Origin of the sequence: Chthonomonas calidirosea T49 (genome assembly GCF_000427095.1) — a bacterium.
GTDB lineage: Bacteria > Armatimonadota > Chthonomonadetes > Chthonomonadales > Chthonomonadaceae > Chthonomonas > Chthonomonas calidirosea.
This window is the reverse complement of record NC_021487.1, coordinates 1,206,903-1,226,526: the sequence shown is the minus strand read 5'-3', so window position 1 is coordinate 1,226,526 and position 19,624 is coordinate 1,206,903. Positions and strand designations below refer to the sequence as shown.

The window sequence follows — 19,624 nt, the reverse complement described above, 5'->3', positions numbered from 1 at the left end:
GATGCTAAAGCGCGTTGCCCAGCGTTATCTGCAGCGTTGTGAGAACGCCGCCTCGCACAAGTTTTAGCTCCACCGTTTGGCCAGCTTGCAGCGTGCGCAGGACACGTCGCAGAGTAACCGGATCGGTGATAGGCGTATCGGCAATCGCGAGGAGGATGTCTCCAGGGAGAAGGCCGGCACGCTCGGCTGCACTGTCCGTTTCGATATGTACACACATCACGGCTTTGTCTTGGTGGACTCCTAAAAGGTTTTGTAGATGAGGCGGCAAACTAACCGTTTGTATTTTGACACCAAGATAGGCATGAGGAATACGTCCGTGGGTAAGTAGCGATTCCACCGCATGTTGAATAACAGGTACGCCAAGCGCAACCCCATGGCCGCGGGCAAAGATGCGATCGATCAACCCCAGAAGTTGGCCCTGCACGTTTACCAAAGCGCCCCCTGAAAAACCTGGTGGAAACTGAGCATCTGTGTAGATAATATGTTCCGGCAGACCAAGCCGTTGCGTCTCTATACGGGCACTCACAAGGCCCATTGTGGCGCAAAGCCCGAAAGTGCCTGGGCGTGCCACCGCTAAAGCGAGTTGGCCGACCTTGGGGCCCGGCTCGGGGACTTTTTCCAGAATAGGTAAATCTACCTTATCTACGCGCAGTACGGCGATATCGCTATCGTGGTCGCGTCCTACCAACGTGGCTGCGAGCATGGTGCCGTCGTGCAACTCAACGGCAAGCTCCTCATCCCTTTCCACACCGTGCGAGGTCGCAACGATGATCCCCTCCGCCGACCAGATAATACCACTTGCCGTCAGGCTCGTTCCATCATCTACTCGAACCACAGATTTTGCAACGAGGCTCGCAAGGTTCTCAAGAGCTTGTGAGAGATGGGTCAACTCTTTCCATTGGTCAGTTGCCATGTTCCGGTTCTCCTTCATCCCGTTATCCTGCTGCGATTGAAAGTGCAGTTAATAGAGGGTACTTGATTCGCGGGCGACGGCCTTATCGGTCTTTTGGCTAGGTAGCTGTTGTTTTTTAGGTTTAGCGCATTATTAGGCTTACTCCGAGATGCCTTATTGAAGGAATTTGGGTTTGAAATGTGGAAGTTCTCCCCACATAGCTTTGTTTAGTGAGTTGGCAAAGATGGCTACGGGCACAAAGTGGGTTCTTCTTGCCATAACTGCCTTTGCCCTTCTTGTCCCGCAGGGAGGGAGTGCTGAAACGGCCGATGATCTCTTTCGTGATGGAAAATTTCTGGAGGCAGCACAGGCGTATCGGATCCAGTTAAGGCACACACCGAACGATATTGCGGCGCGGTTAGGACTGGTACGTACGCTGCTACGTTTGGATGGAGTACATTGGCAGGAGGCCATTCAGGAGGCAGCCACCGCTGTGCGCTTGGCACCGAAGGATGCTGACGCACACGGGCTGTATGCGCTTGCGCTATGGCGCGGAGGCCGTGTTGAGGAGGCACGAGCGGAGACGGAGCGCTCTTTGCAATGCGATCCAAAAAACTACTATGGCCTTGTCGCGCAAGGGAAGCTGTATTTATGGGATAATGAAGATGAGAAGGCCACCGAGGTGTTGCAGAAGGCTATTGAACTCTATCCCCAGCGCGATACGGCCTACGCCTACTGGTTGATGGCTTTGCCGGGGGAGAATTACGACCAAGCGCTTCTCCAAAAATACTTGAAAGCCTATCTAAATCTTCATCCAATGGGACATCCTCATAACGAGATAGTCCATTGGCTGGTTCACACGCGAATGAAAGAGACACAGACGGCAAAACCTACGATGGATTGGATAGGGGTGTCTAAAGACCGCGTAAAGGCGGCAGAGGATGGCAGCGGCCCTCCGATAACCTACACGGTGCCCGTAGAGTGGCAGGATGGGTTGATGGTGCTTCCGGTGAAGATCAACGGGCAAAGTTTTAAGCTACTGTTCGATACGGGTGCTTCGAACGTGATCGCCCTCACGCGCAGCGCCATTGTGCGACTTGGTCTGCGTTCGGAAGGGCAGACGGTGGCGCGCGGAGTTCGTGGCGAGGAGGAGACCAACGTCTATCGCGCGCATAGCGTTCAATTAGGCCCTCAAGAGCTACAGGACTACGATATCGCCTCGGTGGGCGACAACTCCGTTCCGGAAGACGGCATCTTTGGCGGAGCGAACCTAAAGCATTGTGTGGTAACTATCTCTTTTCAAGAAAATACCTGCACGATTGTGGAGGGCAAGAACGCGACCGCGCCTCCCCCTTTAGCGGGGGATATAATAACCTCGGTGCCATTTCACCTCTTTCAGGGCTATATTTTTCTGCCCGTTTTACTTGGCGATAGAACGCGCGTGGAGTGGGCGATGCTGGACACAGGGGCTGCGCCTCTCGGAATCCTCTCACTTCTCACGGCGCGGGAGCTGGCTCGCAAGGAGAATGTGGACTCCTATAGAGAGGTAGACCTGCCTCTGCCTCTGGGGGTTGGCTCCAAAAACGGTACCTTCCGTGCCCTGCTTTTTGCCTTTTCTATAGACCTGACCCTAGCGCATCCACAGGGAAGCCCGTTCCTCATGGAGCTCAATCCTATTCTAGGGGCTTCGATCATGGAGGATTTGAGCCAAGATTTCGACTTTCAACTTTCCGCACTTGTGGGTATGCCCTTCCTCGCCCATGCCCGTAGAGTAACAATTGACTATCCCCATCAAATACTTACCCTGGAGCTCGCCAACCAATGAAGATCCTTATCATCGGAGGCACTGGCCTCATCAGCACCGCGATCACAAATCAGCTTCATGAACGCGGTGCCGACCTCACCCTCTATAATCGGGGACGGACGCAAGTCCGTATTCCGCCAGGTGTGAAAATTCTGCACGGCGATAGACGTAACTACGCCGAGTTTGAGAAACAGATGCAGGAGGCCGGCCCTTTCGATTGCGTTATTGACATGGTTGGGTTCGTACCGGAAGATGCGGAAAGCGTGATACGTGCCTTTCGAGGGCGTATCGAGCAGTTCATTTTCTGTAGCACCGTATGTGTCTATGGCGGCCCGGCGACGCGCTACCCTATTCGAGAGGATGAACCGCGTCGTCCGGTGACCGGTTATGGGGCTAATAAGGCAAAATGTGAGGATATCTTGTTGGAAGCGGGGCAGCGGGGCGATTTTGCCGTTACCATCATGCGCCCCTCTCAGACGTACGGCGAGGGAGGTACTATTGTGCACAGTTTGGGTTGGCGCACCACCTATATTGACCGGATGCGCAAAGGCAAACCGATTATTGTGCATGGTGATGGCTCCTGTTTATGGGCGGCCTGCCACATCTCGGATGTTGCCAAAGGGTTCATTGGCGCCATTGGAAACCCGCTGGCCTACGGCCGTTGTTATAATGTTACCGGGGAGGAGTGGATGACATGGAACCGATATCATGAAGGAGTGGCCGAGGCGCTAGGCGTGCCCCTACCGCGGTTGGTGCACATTCCTGCCGACGTTATGGCGCAGATCGCTCCCAAGCGTTTTAGCATTAGCATCGAGATTTTTCAGTATCCCTCCATCTTCGACAATCGTGCAGCCCAGGCCGACCTCGGCTTCGAATACACGATACCTTGGGTTGAGGGAGTGAAGAGAACGGTTGCTTGGCTGGACGCTCACGGGAAAATAGAGAACAGCGATGAAGACCCCTTCGACGATAGGGTGATTGAAGCTTGGGAGCGCCATGGCAAGATGTTGGCCGAGGAGCTAGCCGCACTCGATGCATGAAAATGGACGTGCAGACACTCGTTCCGTTCCTATTTTTATCGGGACGATGGGGTGGGGCTATACCGATTGGTGCGGTCCGTTCTACCCACCGAATACGGAGGGAAGAGACCAAATACGGCTCTATGCACGGTGCTTCAACGCCGTTGAGATCGACTCCACCTTTTATGCTTCGCCAAAGCCTCAGGTGGTTGAGGGTTGGTATCAGGCAACGCCCGAGCATTTTGTCTTTTGTCCGAAAGTGCCAAAGCAGATCACCCATGAGCTTCATCTGGCGTCATCAAGCCATAAGCTTGTGAAAGAGTTTATAGTGACCATGAAGCGGCTGAAAGAGAAATTAGGCCCTATTCTATTTCAGATGCCGCCTGACTTTCGTCGGTCGGAACTAGCGAAGTTAGAGGGAACACTGCCTCTTCTGGATGATCTTGCGACGACGCATGGGGTGCGTTTTGCTATAGAGTTTCGCCATCGTTCTCTTGAGGGTAGGGATGTGGCGGAGCTCTTGCGTCGGCATCGGGTGGCGCTAGCGGCTGTGGACTACATTATTTTATCGCCGAAGATAGAGATCACAACCGATTTCCTCTACGTGCGACTTATCGGGCGGCATGGGGCTTTTTCTCATCACAATAGGATTCAGCAAGATAAGAGCGAACGGCTTCAAAAATGGGCAGAGGCCATCCAATGCGCTGCCGACAAAGTAGAAAAGATCTTTATCTTTTGCAATAACGATTACGAGGGCTTTTCACCGGCCACATGCAACCGCATGCGTCGGTTATTGGGGCAGGGAGAAACCGTGTTTCCGGTTGACTATCAACGTGACCTTTTTGCTTAGCGAACCGACATGGACCTAAAAGACCTTCAACTGTTTTGCGATCTTGTGGAGACGGGTTCGTTTTCCAAGACGGCTCAACGCAACTTCATTACGCAGTCGGCGGTGAGCCAGCGTATGCGCATCTTGGAGCGCGAGCTGGGCCGCACCCTATTAAGTCGGCAAAAGGGTAAAGGGAAAGTGGAGGTGACGGATGCTGGACGGCTGCTATATGAAGGCGCCCGCTCTCTCGTGCGTGAGGCCATCGCCCTAGAAGAGCGACTGAAGGGCTACTCCGACTCCATTGAGGGCACAGTGCGCATTGCCACGGTCTACTCGGTTGGGTTGCATGAACTGCCTGGGCGCCTGAAACCGTTTTTGCGACAGTACCCGCAAGTGAGCGTACACTTGGAGTATAGTTCCACGGCGCGCATCTACAATGATGTGTTTTCGGGGGCGATGGACATCGGTATCGTGGCCGTACCCACGACCCATGTGGGGGTAGAGGTGTTGCCCTTTAGCGACGAGCCGATGGCCTTAATCTGTCCACCAGAGCATCCCTTCGCTCGATTTGAGACCATCCGTTTGCACCAACTCAACGGCCAGAATTTCGTAACCTTCGACGTAAATATCCCCACACGAAAACTGGTGGACGAGCGCTTGCGTCTGGCCGGGGTGCACGTTCGCATTGTCAACACTTGCGACAATATCGAGATGCTGAAAAATCTCGTGGAACTAGGGCAAGGTATCTCTCTTGTTCCCGAGATCACAGCACGCAAGGAGGCCCGAGAGGGAAGCCTTGTCATTGTGCCACTCGCGCCGGAAGATGCTTTTTGTCGGCCGGTAGGGTTGTTGTTAAGGAGAAGAAATCCGCAGCGTGCGGTGGTACGTGTGCTGGTGGAGGCTCTTATCGGCAAGTCAAAGGGTGAGGGGCCCGCGAAGTCGTCGCCGTGATGAGTCACGATCACGTTCTGCCGGCGCTTTCGTGCTATTATCTAACGCGAGGAAATGTTGCAGAGACATGGCATTATGCAGAGTGTAACCTTGGCAGCCTTCAGGCGTCTTACTGCCCTGCTATGGGGGCTGAGCTTGTTGGGGCTTGGTTTAGGGCTAGTCGGTTGTGATAACAGCCCTTATCCTCCAGGAGAGACTGGAAAGTCCATTCTCTATTTAGCGCTAGGCGATGACCCTAAAACGCTCGATCCTAGCGTGGCCTACGATGTGGCCTCCGGTGAGGTGGTCAACCTCATCTATCCGGCCTATTTAGAGTACGACCATCTAAAGCGCAACCCCTTGCAACTCGATCTGGATCTGGGGGCTACGATGCCGGTCTATCAGACTGTGCCGGTTCAGGAGATGGTAGATGGCAAAAGGGTAACCCGAATGGGCCAGCTTTGGACGTTCCACATACGCCATGACCTACGTTTTCAGGACGATCCCTGTTTCCCAGGAGGAAAAGGCCGCCCGATTACGGCTGCCGATTTTGTGTTTAGTTTCAAGCGCATCGCCGATCCGGGAGTCAACTGCCCGATCGTGAACTATCTGGACGACAAAGTGGTGGGCATGCGTGATTTTGAAAACTACCAGATGCAACGAGAGAAACGGGGTCTCCCTCCAGACTACAGCTATCCTCTGCCCGGTCTTCAGCTCGACCCTCATGATCCCTACACTTTCCGGATCCTACTGGATCAGCCCTACCCCCAACTGCGTTACCTTATGGCGATGTCGTTCACAACCCCCATTCCTCATGAAGCGGTAGAAAAGTACGGCAAAAACTTCGCTCGTCATCCGGTGGGGTGCGGCACGTTTATGCTGAAAGAGTATGTGCCTAAAGACCGCATTGTTTTGGTGGTGAACCCGAATCGACATCCTGAGTACTACCCTTCTGAGGGAGATCCAGGGGATAGAGCAGCCGGACTATTGGCCGATGCCGGCAAGCAGCTTCCTTTGGTGAAAGAGATACGTTTCAGTATCATCAAGGAGCCCCTGACCGCTTGGAACCTTTTCCAACAAGGCTACCTTGATCTCTCCGGCGTATCGCAGATCAACTTTCAGCAAGCTCTGTCAAGCCCTGGGCAACTCTCACCCGAGATGCGAGCACGCGGTATCCGTCTGTTCAAGACGACGGGTGCCGATGTTAGCTATTTCATCTTCAATATGGACGATCCCGTTTATGGCGGGTATACCCGCCGTGCCAAGCTTTTACGCCATGCAATCGCGCTGGCCATGAATCAGCAGGAGTTTATAGACTTGCTATCTGTGGGGTTGGGAAAGCCTGCCCAGTTTCTTATTCCGCCAGGCCTCTTTGGTTATGATCCCAACTACAAAAACCCCTATCAGCAGCACAATTTAGAGTTGGCGAAAAAGCTGCTCGCCGAGGCCGGCTATCCTGGAGGAGTAGACCCCAAAACCGGCCAAAGACTTGTACTCTATTACGACAATTCGGGAGTAGATGCGGAAGGACGACTACAGACAGCGCTGGTGATCAAGCAGATACAAAAGCTCGGTATCGAAGTGGTGCCCCGATCGTGGCGTTTCCCCATTTTCCAGTCGCGTGTGGATCAGGGGCAGTTTCAGTTTATCTATTTTGGGTGGGTGGCCGACTACCCGGATCCAGAGAACTTCCTGCTACTGTTATACGGACCCAATAGGCGTCCCGGTCCCAATGCCGCAGGCTATAATAATCCGGCATATAATGCCCTATTTACCAAGATGCGTGCAATGGAGGACGGCCCAGAACGTGCCGAGATCATCCAGCAAATGCGTAATATTGCCGTAGAAGACGGTCCGATGATCTATGGCGCCCATAGTGAAAGTTACGGCCTGGTACAACCGTGGTTGCACAACGTAAAGCCAAACCCGATCGCGCTTGATAGCCCAAAGTACTATGCGGTAGATGCAGGCGAGCGTCTGCGCTTGCAGCGGGAGTGGAACCGGCCTAACTTATGGCCGCTCGTTGGCTTCGTGGTGTTTCTCACCGTAGGCTCTCTCCCTGCCGTGCAGGTCGTTCGGCAACGTTCACGCCGGCATGTACGGGTGCGTCCTCCGGAGGAATCTTAAAAGTCATGCTACGGTACGTTATTCGGCGCATTTTGCTGGCCATTCCTACTTTGTTGGGTGTGGCCTTTCTCACCTTCGTGCTCTTTTATGCCACCTCCTCACCGGAGCAGATCGCGCGACGTAATCTATCTGCGAAGAACCCAACTCCTCAACAGATTAAGGCCTGGTTGCATCAGCACGGCTACGATAAACCGAAGTGGGTACAGTTTAAAGAGACCACCGAGGCGCTCTTCTTGTTGCGCTTCGGGAAGTCCGATGCCACCGGCGAGAATATTTGGACTCGCATCAAGGAAGGCGCCGGCCCTTCCTTTGAAGTCCAGATCGTGGTTTTAATGGCGTCTCTCACCGTATCCATCTGCTTTGCTCTGGGGCTGGCCTATTTTCGAGCGACCTATTTAGACTATTGGGGTGCCTTTTTGTGTGTACTCCTTATGAGCATTACTGCGCTCGTCTACATTATGACGGGCCAGTTCATCTTCGGTAAGCTGCTGCGGTGGTTCCCGTTGGCGGGCTATCGGCACGGTTTTGATAGCCTTCGTTTTATCCTATTGCCGGTGCTGGTGGCGCTTATCAGTGGGGTTGGCGGCACGACACGGCTCTTTCGCACCTTCATGCTCGATGCCATGAATCAAGACTATGTGCGGACGGCACGAGCAAAGGGGGTGAGTGAGACGCGCGTACTCTTTAAGCACGTTCTAAAGAACGCAGCCATTCCTATCGCTAGCTCCGTGGTGGCCTCGATTCCCGGTCTGTTTCTAGGAAGTCTTCTGCTCGAATCGTTTTTTGATATTCCTGGACTAGGAAGTTACACCGTGGATGCGATCAACGGTCAGGATTTCGCGGTGGTACGTGCCATGGTCTTTCTGGGAGCTTTAGTGACAATTGTGGGCTATATTCTAACGGATATCTGTTATGCGCTTCTCGACCCGCGAGTGAGGCTGGAGTAGACGATGTACGACTGGCTGTCATGGGATAACCTCGTTCCTTTCTTGGTAGTGGGTGGGCTTGTTATCGCCATCCGATTGGCAAGTCGTCAGCCGTTATGGCGAGAGGCGTTTAGGCGATTGCGACGCAACCGTGCGGCCATCGTCGCGGTAAGCGTTATCGCTCTCTATGGGTTTGTCGCTTTGCTTGACAGTATCTCTTGGAAGAGCAGCGTGAATGCCGAGCCTAAGACAGTGCTCGATCGCATTTTCGAAATGGCCCATGTTCGTGTAGAACGAACCTACTCGGCACCGTTTGCGAAATATACAATGGGTGAAGTGCACCCACATCGTCTGCGCGGTTTTCATCTGTTGGGGACGGATGGCACGGGCAACGATGTGCTTTATGAAACGCTCAAAGGCTGTCGCACGGCTCTGCTTATTGGAGGGCTTTCCTCCTTGCTTGTGTTGCCGTTGGCCGTTATTTTAGGGATGTTAGCGGGGTATTTCGGTAAGATCGTGGATGACATTATTCAGTACATTTACACGGTGGTTGGTTCTGTGCCCGACATTCTGCTGATTATAGCCTTGGTGTTGGTATTGGGAAGGGGTGTTGTGAACATCTGTATTGCCTTGGCTTTCACTAGCTGGATTGGGCTCTGTCGTTTGGTGCGTGGCGAGACGCTCAAGTATCGTGATAGAGAGTTTGTGCTGGCAGCAAGGGCCTTAGGCGCTTCAAACACGCGCATTCTTATGAAGCATATTCTGCCCAATCTGCTGCCGGTGGTGATCATTAGCATTGTGCTTGGGTTTAGTGGTTTTGTGTTGTACGAGCCGTTACTGGCCTATTTGGGTGTGGGCGTTGGGCCGGATGTAGGAAGCTGGGGCAACATGATAGATGCCGCGCGTATCGAGCTGACGCGCACACCGGTGATCTGGTGGAATCTTGCCTCGGCCTCCGGGGCCCTCTTCATTTTGGTTTTGGCCTTCAATATTTTGGGGGATGCCTTGCGCGATGCCATTGATCCCCGTTTAAGGAGCTCCTAAGCGTGAACAACCCTCTGCTAGTGGTCGAGAATCTGCGAACCTATTTTAGAACCCCCCAAGGTCTTTCGCGCGCGGTGGATGGAGTGAGCTTCACCATTGATGAAGGGGAGATCCTCGCTTTGGTGGGGGAGTCGGGCTGTGGGAAGTCTATGACGGCGCTCTCCATTCTTCAGTTGGTGCCGGAACCGGCGGGCTATATCGAGAGTGGGCGCATCCTCTTTCAAGGGGAAGATCTGCTCGACAGGACGTGGGAACAGATGCGCGAGATTCGCGGAAAAGAGATCGCGATGATCTTCCAGGAGCCGATGACCTCCCTCAACGGTGTCTTTACCGTGGGCGATCAACTGATTGAGGCGATGGCGGTTCATGGAAAACGCGGCAACTTGCGGGAGCGTGCCATTGAGCTGCTGGGCCGTGTGGGGTTGCCGGAGCCGGAGCGCGCGATGCGGCAATATCCGCACGAGCTTTCGGGCGGAATGCGACAGCGCGTGATGATCGCCATGGCGCTTGCCAACGAACCTAAACTCCTTCTCGCCGACGAGCCTACTACCGCCTTAGATGTGACCGTTCAGGCGCAGATACTTGATCTTTTGGCCGATTTGCAGAAGGAGACGGGCATGGCGGTGCTGTTGATTACCCATGACCTACGTGTGGTGGCGCGGCTGGCGCAGCGTGTGGCCGTGATGTATGCAGGCCAGATCGTGGAGCAGGCACCGGTGAAGGAGCTGTTCCAACATCCGCGTCATCCCTACACACAAGGGCTTTTTGCTTGTTTGCCATCACAAATGCGCAGAGGCAAGGAGCTGAACTCTTTAGAGGGTGTGGTGCCCTCACCCACGGCCTGGCCGCCCGGATGCCGCTTTGCTCCACGCTGTAGTTTCTGCTGGCAGCCGTGTTTAGAGCAGGTTCCAAAAACCCTCACCATTGCGAAACACCATGTGGTGCGCTGCCACCTATATGACCCGGAAATAGCTCCTACTTCCGTTGGAGAGGTGCGATCATGACCTTTAGGCCGGCGCCATCTCCCTCCGCAGGAGATTACCTAGTGGTGGCCCAGGAACTTTGTAAAGACTACCCGGTTCGTGGACGGTTTTGGAGCAAACAGTGGCGACGGGTGGTTGATCATGTGAGTTTTGAAATACGTCGCGGAAGCACGCTAGCCCTCGTTGGAGAGAGCGGCTCCGGAAAGACCACTGTGGGGCTGATGTTGTTGGATTTGATCAAACCGACGGCGGGGCAGATTCTGTATAACGGCCTGCCCTACTCGGCGCGCTCCGCGAATGAGAGAAGGGCCTTACGTAGGGAGATTCAGGTAGTTTTTCAAGATCCCTATTCCTCTCTCAACGCACGTATGAACATTCGCGAAATTCTCACCGAGGGAATGGTGATCCACGGTATTGGTGCCAACGCACGTGAACGCGAGGAGCGAGCTGCCGAGCTGCTGAAGCAGGTCTCTATGTCGCCGGATGCCTTAGATCGCTACCCTCACGAGTTTTCCGGTGGGCAGCGACAGCGCATTGCCATTGCTCGTGCGCTTTCGGTTGAGCCGCAGTTCTTGGTACTCGATGAACCTACAAGCGCCTTGGATGTTTCTGTGCAGAGCCAAGTGCTTAACTTGTTGTGCCGGCTGCAGAGAGAGCGTAACCTTACCTACCTATTTATTTCGCACAATCTCGATGTTGTCGGTTACATAGCGGAAGAGGTCATCGTAATGGAACGGGGTAGAATCGTGGAGCGGGGGGCTGTAGAGCAGGTCTTTACTGACCCGCAGCATCCCTACACACGCAACCTATTGCAAGCCATTCCAAGCCTTGATAAAGTTTTGTCAAAATGACGACCGCCGACGCAAACGCAGCCGTTGTGGAGGGTTTACTGAATAAAGTTCGTAAGGCCATTACTCGTTACTCTATGGTGCAGCGAGGAGATACGATCGTTGTTGGCTTTTCGGGCGGGCCTGATTCGACGGCGCTCCTGCATGCGCTGCGGCTGTTACAAGCAGAGTGGGATATTCGGCTAGTGGCAGCCCATTTGCATCATGGGTTACGCGGCACAGAAGCGGACGAGGATTTAAGCTGGGTTATTGCGCATTGTGAAGCCTTTGGTTTAGAGTTACGTTACGAGAGAGCCGATGTGGCAGCACGGCGAAGGCGTCTAAAGCTGTCGCTAGAGCAAGCGGCGCGCGAGATGCGCTATGCCTTTCTTCAGAGGGTAGCGAAAGAAGAGGGAGCAAGTCGAATTGCCGTTGGCCATACTTTGGATGATCGCGTAGAAACCGTGCTCATGCATCTTTTACGTGGGGCCGGCATGGAGGGACTTGTGGGCTTTGCTGCCGTGCAGGGGCCGCTCATTCGGCCCCTCTACTTTGTGAGGCGGGAAGAGACAAAGGCCTTCTGTGCTGCCTTGGAGATAACACCGCGTTGTGACAGCTCCAATCAGAGCACGGAGTTTCTGCGCAACCGGATTCGGCTGGAACTGCTGCCGCTTTTAAAGGCGTATTACAGTGACCATGTAGAGGACGCATTGGCACGAATGGCGGAGCTGCTCGCAGCCGATAATGAGGTTTTGGAGAGCTTGGCGCGAGAAAAATTGAAGGAGTTGGCGGAGACTCCTGGGCCAAAGACCCTCATGCTTTCGGTCGAACGCTTAAGAGCACTGCCGATAGGTCTACAGCGTCGGGTTCTGCGACAGGCGATTCAGGAGGTACGAGGTAGCCTGCAGGACGTGGATTTCGCAACCATCGAAGCATTTCTTGAGGGAGAAGAAGGTCTTTCGACGCAGTTACCCGTTTTTATGGGGAGAAGTGTGCGTTTGAGAGTAAAGGCAGGGAAGCTTTACATAGAGGAGCTTCGCCCCCAAGCCTCGGCAGTTCCCTGGCAGCTGGAGCTGAAGGTGCCGGGTAAAACGGAGATCGCTCGTAACGGTTGGAGAGTGGATGCTGTTTTTTGGGAAGAAGAGAGAGAGTTAGAAGGTATTCTAAATAAGGAAGAATTTACTTGGGGGGTGCTGTTAGACCCCAATACGCTTGTATTTCCACTGCGGGTGCGCTCCCGAAGGCCTGGGGATCGTATAGAAGTAAAGATTGAGAATCGGCTCAAACATCGCAAACTGCAGGACATCTTTGTGGATGCACACATCCCTAAAGAGCTGCGGGCAGAGTGGCCGGTGGTGGTGGATGCAAGTGATCGCGTACTGGTGGTTCCCGGCCTTGCGCATGCAGCTGACGTGGTGGAAGTGGGGCCGAACCTCGCCAAAATGGATATTTCGGTAAAAAACTATCGTCTAGTACTGCGTTTCGAGGCGCCAAATGCGTATAGATAAGCAAGTGCACTTCAAGTTACCGCGTGCCTTAGAACGCAAACGCGAAGACGAATAGACGAGGAGACGAAGTTGAAGGGTTTCGCCTGGTTCCGTTTTATACTGATAGCCGGTTTTGTTGTAGCGATTTTAGCTATCCTGTTACGCTCTTCCTTTATGGGTGGATTGGGTAGCGCCGGTCGTACGATGACCTACTCCAACTTCTACCGGCTTCTACAGACCAACCCAGCCCAGATCGAGCGGGTTACGCTGACGAAGGACACCATAGATGTGGTGTTACACGGCGCCATGCCCGGACAAGACCAGGAGCAGGAGTTGGTATTGCCGCCCTCCGATCAAGCACAGGCCGATCTGATTCAGTTGATGAGCAAACAGGGCGTAAATTTCGATTTTAAGCACCCGGTTCTGGGCGATATCTTTTCTAACATCATAGAATGGCTTATCATACCCTTTGTGTTCATTCTGTTTTTCTACCTCTTCTTTGTGCGTCAGGCTCAGAGCAGCGGCAATCAGGCCTTGCAGTTTGGTAGAGCCCGTGTGAAACGTGTAACCGATTCGGTGCCGAAGGTCACCTTCGAAGACGTTGCCGGCGTGGAAGAGGCCAAACAAGAGCTAGCCGAGATTGTGGATTTTCTAAAAAACGCCAAGAAATTTCAGGCTTTGGGTGCGAAGATTCCGAAAGGCGTGTTGCTGCTTGGCCCTCCGGGCTGTGGGAAAACCATGTTAGCGCGCGCTGTTGCCGGAGAGGCGGGGGTGCCGTTCTTTCATATCTCCGGTTCCGATTTCGTGGAGATGTTTGTGGGAGTGGGTGCCAGCCGCGTCCGCGATCTGTTCGACACGGCCAAGGCGCATCGGCCCTCGCTCATCTTTATTGACGAGATTGATGCAGTTGGCCGTCAACGTGGTACCGGTGTTGGCGGTGGCCACGATGAGCGCGAACAGACTCTCAATCAGCTGTTGGTGGAGATGGACGGTTTCGACCCCAATGCCGGAGTTATTGTGATCGCCGCCACGAACCGTCCGGATGTGCTAGACCCTGCCCTCCTACGTCCCGGCCGTTTTGACCGAAGAGTGGTGGTGGATGCGCCCGATTTCGCCGGTCGTAAGGCCATCTTCTCGGTGCACCTGCGCGGCAAGCCCATAGACGACGATGTGAACGTGGACACATTGGCGAAGCGAACACCCGGGTTTACCGGCGCCGACATCGCCAACGTGGTGAATGAAGCGGCCATTCTTGCTGCCCGACGCGATAAAACCCGCATTAGCATGCGTGAGTTCGATGAGGCGAGCGAGCGTGTGGTGATGGGGCCAGAGCGCAAATCGCGCCGACACACCGAAAAAGAGCTGCGCATTGTGGCCTATCATGAGTTAGGTCATGCTATCGTCGCAGCCAAACTGCCAAATGCCGACCAGGTCTACAAGATCACGATTGTGCCGCGCGGCATGTCCGGTGGTGCCACATGGTACATCCCCAAAGAAGATATGCAGTTCCTCCGCACAAAGCAGGAGATGATGGATGATATCGCGGCTACCCTCGGTGGGCGCGTGGCCGAAGAGCTGGTATTCGGTGACGTTACCACCGGTGCTACCTCGGATCTCGATAGGGCTACCGACCTTGCACGTGCCATGGTGTGCGAGTACGGCATGAGCGAACGGCTCGGCATGGTGCGGCTAGGTCGAAGAATGGGCAGTCCTTTCCTCGGACGCGATCTCATGGAAGATCGGGATTACAGCGAGGAGGTAGCTCGAATCATTGATGAGGAGGTTCGGGCGTTCATCGATCAGGGCTACGAGCGCGCGCGCGCGATCCTCACGGAGTATCGCGAAAAGATGGACCTCATTGCCGAAGTGCTGATCGAAAAGGAGACGCTGACTCGTGAGGAGTTTCTCGCGCTGCTTGAGGGGCGGGCTACGCCGGATGACATTCGCAAGGGTATAGATAATACTCCAACTGCGCCCCCCGCGGTTGGCACGCAGACGACCCCTCCGGAAACAGAGCCGCCCATCATTCAGCCACGCCTACGCCCGGAACCAGCGTAAAGTGTAACGGAACCGCAAGCCTGTCCGGCTTCTGCCGGCAGGCTATTTCCTTGTGTGCACGTACACAAGGTTCACACGGCCATAGAAAGGACAAAAGGGATGACAGCAACGATGGTGCGATGGCAGCGGGCTGCTTTGCTTTTGGCCGGCTCTGCATTCCTTATGGCCGGAATAGGCTTGCTGTTTTTCACTTCTTCTGACTTCATCACACACGTGGTGGGCGCTTTTTTGAACTTTTTGGGGCTAGGGTTCCTTTTAAAAAACGAGTCGCTGGCGCTTTGGCTGTCCGGTCTGTGGTTTAGACCGACGGCCTCCTCATCACGAACTTATACTCAACCTCATGCGCATCCCCGTCTTTATGCCCGCATCGTAGGGGCCGTTTTAGTTACCCTACCCGTTCTCTATCTGCTGAGCACGATCTGGTTTTGCGGCGAGCAGACGTGGCTACTTTGGCAGCTGCTTCGGCACGGCAAACGCATTCAAGCGCAGATCATCAATAACGAACCAGGCTCTTCTTGGAAGGCAAATGCCGGCAAGTTGCTCTATGCCTATCGGGTTGGCAGTATGGCTTATACAGGGCAAATCACCGTTGACCCTGAAGCCTACACGCGTTTTCGTTTGGGGACGCGCCTGCTTGTCACCTATCTCCCGTCGCTGCCTTCGTATAGCCGTGTAGGCAGATTTGGGCAGAGCACTGCCTTTGAAGCCATAATCTCTTACTGGCTATTCGAGTGTTTAGGCCTGGTCTATTTAAGTGTTCCGGCGCTGCTATGGTGGCAGAGGGTGCGTAGAGAGCAGTATTTGGTGAGACATGGAGTGACGAAGGAGGGGGTTATTACGCACAGCCGGCGCTATCGGCGTTGGGGGCGAGTGATCTATAAGATTACCTATCGTTATCGTGCTGACAAGGAGTATGAGGGAACGGCCTTCGTGAAACCTCCCCAAAGAGCCGATAGCTCTTGCGAGCCTCTCTTGGTGGATTTTCCTATTTACATCGTTTACGATAGGCGCTATCCATGGGACAGCCGTCCCGTTCTCAACATCAACCTTGTGACAACGGAGCCTTCCGGCAAGCGAGCCTCATCGGCTCAGAATCCCTCTTCTATTCACAGTTCGTAGCGAGGTGTGCATGGGCAGACGCTTCGAGGGGAAGACAGTTCTTGTAACGGGCGGTTCGCGCGGCATCGGTGCGGCCATTGCGCGCCGCTTTGCCAGCGAGGGCGCCTATGTCGTCATAGGCTATGAGCGCAACAAAGAAGCTGCCGAACGCGTGGTGCAGCAGATCGCCGAAACCGGTGGCGCTGCAGTGGCCTTTCAGGCCGATATGGGGCAGTGCGAGCAGGTCGTGCATCTGGTGCGAACGGCATTTAGTTGGTACAAACGGCTCGATGTGTTGGTAAACAATGCGGCCGTTTTGGAAATCCGTCCCTTATTGGAGACCGACCGACACCATGCCGAGCGGCTATTTGCGGTAAACGTGTTGGGGCCTTTAGCCGCTATGCGGGAGGCAGCAAAGCTTTTCGGGGAGGAGGGGTGCAGCATTATCAACATATCTTCTGGGGCAGCTGCGGCCACACCGCCCGGGCTTGGTGTTTACAGCGCGAGCAAAGCAGCTTTAGAGGTGCTTACACGTACGTTTGCCGTGGAACTTGGGCCACGAGGGGTGCGGGTGAACGCCATCGCACCTGGCTTCACCGAAACGGACATGCTACAACAGCGATTGGATGCAAGCGACCGTGCTCATATCATCGCCCAAACTCCTCTCCGTCGGTTAGGCACTCCAGAGGACATCGCCGATGCCGTGCTCTTTTTAGCCTCTCACGAGGCTCGATGGATCACGGGAGCGGTGATTCCGGTTAGCGGCGGCTTTCGCTAAATTAGTGCAACAAGCTTGAGGCGTTAGAGCCGGTGGTAATCGAAAAGTCTTTGGTCAACCCATAGCGATTACATACATCGGCAAGAGCTTGATCGGCCGCTACAGCGGAAGCATCCGCATCGGCAGAGGCTGTTCCGAGCATCTGGGAAAGAGTGTTTAAGGCCTCTTGGGGGTTGGACTGTGCATCCGCGAGCGAATCGTTGACTTTGACAAATTCGGCCTCGATCTTAGCTAAATGCTCGTAATACTTTTGCTGAAGCGTAGCGCATTCGGGCGGCGGTTGTACGCTGAGGAAATACTGGATAAGCTGATCCCATTCCGTTTTGAGACGTGCGCTATCTTGACTGATATGCGGTAAAAACTGCTGCGCTTCGGCGCTGCTCGATGCAGCCTTGATCTCGTTGGGGGTGAGATTGCCATAGGTACCTAGGGCAGCTCCCATCTCTTTCCCAATGAGGTCTTGCTTCATCAGCTCTACTTTACGCAGGAACGCAAGATAGTTGGAGATCGCTCCAACGTTCACTTGTGGTCCCGGTTGTGCCGGAGCCTGGACCATACGGCTTGGTGTAGCGACAGCTGGGGCTTGCACGAGCGGCGCGGTGGTGGTAGCAGCAGGTGCCTGCACGAGAGGTGCCGATTGTGTGGCATGAGCGGGATGCTGCAGCAGGCGCGAGCTAAAGCCCCACGCCAAAACCCCTATAAGCCCAAGCCCTATAAGGCCAAGAACCGCCCACTTGGCCGGGGAGCTTCCATTACGCTTGGTTGCAGTTGGTTGAAAAACGGGATTCGATGGTGTGTACGAGGGGCCTGTAGGTTGCATAGGCGTGCCGCAACGCAAACAGAAGCGCGAGTCCGCGGGAATTTCTGCCGAGCAGCGTGGACATTTCATAATGCTTAAGCCTCCTTACTCTCCCTATACGATCTTTGAGGAAGGTAAAGCTCCCTATCCTTATTTTTGGCTTTTCTAAATAGCATCTACAAACATCGTAAAATGTGCGCGGCGGCAGTAGGGGCGTAAGACCCTGCGTCTCCTGGATGCGTATACCGATGGTCGTGAGGGCCGAATGCACAGCTGTGCGTTTATAGACAGCGGCCTACCGCCATGGCCACGCGCTCGAGCTCCTTCATGAGGGCGCTAAACTGCTCGGGGGTAAGCGATTGCGCTCCGTCCGAGAGGGCATGTTTCGGATCGGGGTGCACTTCGATGAGCAGACCATCGGCGCCGGCGGCGATGGCCGCGCGGGCCATGGCTGGCACGTAGCGCGCTGCTCCCGTCCCATGCGAGGGATCGACAATGACGGGCAGGTGCGACAGATGTTTAATGACCGGCACCGCAGTGAGGTCAAGGGTGTAGCGCGTGTAGGTTCTATCAAGAGGATGAATGCCGCGTTCGCAGAGGATCACATCTTTTGTGCCGTGATGCAGCAGGTACTCCGCTGCGAGCAGGAACTCATCAATGGTGGCGGCGATGCCGCGCTTCAGTAATGTAGGACGTCCGGAACGTCCAACGGCAACCAGCAGGGCGTAGTTTTGCATGTTGCGCGCCCCGATCTGGAGTATATCCACGTGCTCGGCCACTTTCTCCACATCTTCAGGCGACATCACTTCGGAAACAGTAAGAATGCCGAGTTGGTTGCTTACCTCTTTGAGCAGTTTAAGTCCTTCGAGGCCTAGTCCTTGAAAGGAGTAGGGTGAGGTGCGCGGTTTATAGGCACCCCCCCGCAAAATCTTTGCACCGGCCGCTTTTACCGCTTGAGCGGCAGCGAATATCTGCTCTCTACTCTCGACAGAGCAGGGACCAGCCATTACTACACAGGGGGCATTTCCTCCAATTTTAACCTCTCCGATCTGCACCACCGTATCAGTACGCCAGAACTCACGAGAAGCCAGCTTGTAGGGGCGACTAATATGAACCACGTGATCCACCCCTGGAAGCGCCTGCAGGGCAAGGGCAAGAGGCTCGCGGAGTTCGGGAGGAATGGCGCTTGCGATGCCGATGGCCACATGTTCATCGCCGGGCAAGTGGAGTGCCTTCAGATTGTGTTGTTTAATCAACTCAATCACGTCATCTATCTGTTGTTGTGTAGCATCTACGCTCATCAATACCATCATGGTTCAAAGGCTCTCCTGTGCGCGCTCAAGGTGAATAGCAAAGATTTTAGCGCAAGGCTCTTTATTATATTTTAGCGCAATATCCCTTTTCTAGGGAATAGCCGCTTTATAGACAATTTTGTGCCAATAGCAGATAGTGCAATAAATAGCAAATTTTGCCAATTGTCTAGATAACTTTCTGTTTTAGGTATAATAAGCCTGCAGATGTTATCGTTTGCTAAGGAGGAGCTGTATGCCATTACGTATGGGCACACCATTGCCCGAACTTACTGGGGCCACCGAGTGGATCAATGGGGAGGTCACACGAGAGCAGTTGCTGGGGAGTCCTGTCCTCGTGCATTTCTTTGCCAAAAGCTGTCCTATCTGTCATGACAATATGCCCACGGTGGCCGAATGGCGCGATCGGTATGCCGATTTAGGTTTAAAGGTAGTGGCCATCCATATGCCTCGTGAGCAGTCGGATACGGACTTAGAGGCGGTGCGCGCGGATATTGAGGCCTTGGGCATAAAGGAGCCTTGTGCGATAGACAATCTCCACGCCATAGGCGAGCGATTTGAGAACCAGCTCTGGCCTGCCTACTATGTGTTCGATGCGGAAGGCGTTATGCGAGGGCGAGCTGGGGGCTATGCCGGTTTGCGGATGATCGAACCCATTCTGAAACGTGTCTTAGGGGTAGAAGAGGCTACGGTTTAATACAAGAAGGGCTGTG

The 19,624-nt window shown here is 54.3% G+C and carries 17 protein-coding genes; 14 read left to right on the top strand and 3 right to left on the bottom strand.

Going from position 1 to position 19,624, the window contains the following annotated elements:
• Positions 1 to 4: 4 nt before the first annotated feature.
• Positions 5 to 913: a S1C family serine protease gene (locus CCALI_RS05165; protein ID WP_016482421.1), complete on the bottom strand. Its 909-nt coding sequence runs from the start codon at positions 911 to 913 to the stop codon at positions 5 to 7.
• Between the two features lie 223 nt (positions 914 to 1,136).
• On the opposite strand from CCALI_RS05165, the gene CCALI_RS05160 reads away from it, so the two are divergent.
• The 13 genes from CCALI_RS05160 (at position 1,137) to CCALI_RS05100 (ending at position 16,802) form a co-directional block, all read left to right on the top strand.
• Positions 1,137 to 2,717 (top strand): retropepsin-like aspartic protease, encoded by a 1,581-nt coding sequence (locus CCALI_RS05160; protein WP_016482420.1) that lies wholly within the window; start codon positions 1,137 to 1,139, stop codon positions 2,715 to 2,717.
• Positions 2,714 to 3,736, top strand: a complete 1,023-nt coding sequence (locus tag CCALI_RS05155) for an NAD-dependent epimerase/dehydratase family protein (protein WP_016482419.1) — start codon at positions 2,714 to 2,716, stop codon at positions 3,734 to 3,736. Before CCALI_RS05160 ends, CCALI_RS05155 begins: the two co-directional genes overlap by 4 nt.
• Entirely contained in the window at positions 3,729 to 4,565 is an 837-nt protein-coding gene (locus CCALI_RS05150; protein ID WP_016482418.1) for a DUF72 domain-containing protein, read from the top strand. Before CCALI_RS05155 ends, CCALI_RS05150 begins: the two co-directional genes overlap by 8 nt.
• 9 nt (positions 4,566 to 4,574) lie before the next feature.
• The gene (locus tag CCALI_RS05145) at positions 4,575 to 5,495 is read left to right on the top strand and encodes a LysR family transcriptional regulator (RefSeq protein WP_016482417.1); all 921 of its coding nucleotides are present in this window, start codon (positions 4,575 to 4,577) and stop codon (positions 5,493 to 5,495) included.
• 54 nt (positions 5,496 to 5,549) lie between these two features.
• Positions 5,550 to 7,601 (top strand): ABC transporter substrate-binding protein, encoded by a 2,052-nt coding sequence (locus CCALI_RS05140; protein WP_044948902.1) that lies wholly within the window; start codon positions 5,550 to 5,552, stop codon positions 7,599 to 7,601.
• Positions 7,602 to 7,606: 5 nt separating this feature from the next.
• Positions 7,607 to 8,548 carry an ABC transporter permease gene (locus tag CCALI_RS05135; RefSeq protein ID WP_016482415.1) on the top strand — a complete coding sequence of 314 codons (942 nt, stop codon included), beginning with the start codon at positions 7,607 to 7,609 and terminating at the stop codon, positions 8,546 to 8,548.
• A gap of 3 nt (positions 8,549 to 8,551) precedes the next feature.
• Positions 8,552 to 9,571: an ABC transporter permease gene (locus CCALI_RS05130; protein ID WP_016482414.1), complete on the top strand. Its 1,020-nt coding sequence runs from the start codon at positions 8,552 to 8,554 to the stop codon at positions 9,569 to 9,571.
• Between the two features lie 2 nt (positions 9,572 to 9,573).
• Positions 9,574 to 10,575: an ABC transporter ATP-binding protein gene (locus tag CCALI_RS16300; RefSeq protein ID WP_016482413.1), complete on the top strand. Its 1,002-nt coding sequence runs from the start codon at positions 9,574 to 9,576 to the stop codon at positions 10,573 to 10,575.
• On the top strand, positions 10,572 to 11,405 hold the full coding sequence (locus tag CCALI_RS16295) for an ATP-binding cassette domain-containing protein (protein ID WP_016482412.1): 834 nt from the start codon (positions 10,572 to 10,574) through the stop codon (positions 11,403 to 11,405). The genes CCALI_RS16300 and CCALI_RS16295 overlap by 4 nt, the downstream gene beginning before the upstream one ends.
• Complete coding sequence (gene tilS, locus CCALI_RS05115; protein WP_016482411.1) at positions 11,402 to 12,889, top strand: tRNA lysidine(34) synthetase TilS; 1,488 nt, start codon at positions 11,402 to 11,404, stop codon at positions 12,887 to 12,889. The genes CCALI_RS16295 and tilS overlap by 4 nt, the downstream gene beginning before the upstream one ends.
• Before the next feature lie 69 nt (positions 12,890 to 12,958).
• A complete protein-coding gene (gene ftsH / locus CCALI_RS05110; protein WP_016482410.1) occupies positions 12,959 to 14,926 on the top strand; it encodes an ATP-dependent zinc metalloprotease FtsH in 1,968 nt (655 codons plus the stop codon).
• Positions 14,927 to 15,025: 99 nt separating this feature from the next.
• Positions 15,026 to 16,045, top strand: coding sequence for a hypothetical protein (locus tag CCALI_RS05105; protein ID WP_016482409.1), 1,020 nt, complete (start codon positions 15,026 to 15,028; stop codon positions 16,043 to 16,045).
• 10 nt (positions 16,046 to 16,055) lie between these two features.
• Entirely contained in the window at positions 16,056 to 16,802 is a 747-nt protein-coding gene (locus tag CCALI_RS05100) for an SDR family NAD(P)-dependent oxidoreductase (protein ID WP_016482408.1), read from the top strand.
• Position 16,803: 1 nt separating this feature from the next.
• On the opposite strand, the gene CCALI_RS05095 is transcribed toward CCALI_RS05100, so the two are convergent.
• Positions 16,804 to 17,691: a zinc ribbon domain-containing protein gene (locus CCALI_RS05095; protein ID WP_016482407.1), complete on the bottom strand. Its 888-nt coding sequence runs from the start codon at positions 17,689 to 17,691 to the stop codon at positions 16,804 to 16,806.
• Between the two features lie 191 nt (positions 17,692 to 17,882).
• Positions 17,883 to 18,914: a 3-deoxy-7-phosphoheptulonate synthase gene (aroF, locus tag CCALI_RS05090; protein ID WP_016482406.1), complete on the bottom strand. Its 1,032-nt coding sequence runs from the start codon at positions 18,912 to 18,914 to the stop codon at positions 17,883 to 17,885.
• Positions 18,915 to 19,146: 232 nt separating this feature from the next.
• On the opposite strand from aroF, the gene CCALI_RS05085 reads away from it, so the two are divergent.
• Positions 19,147 to 19,608, top strand: a complete 462-nt coding sequence (locus CCALI_RS05085) for a redoxin domain-containing protein (RefSeq protein ID WP_016482405.1) — start codon at positions 19,147 to 19,149, stop codon at positions 19,606 to 19,608.
• Positions 19,609 to 19,624: the final 16 nt, after the last annotated feature.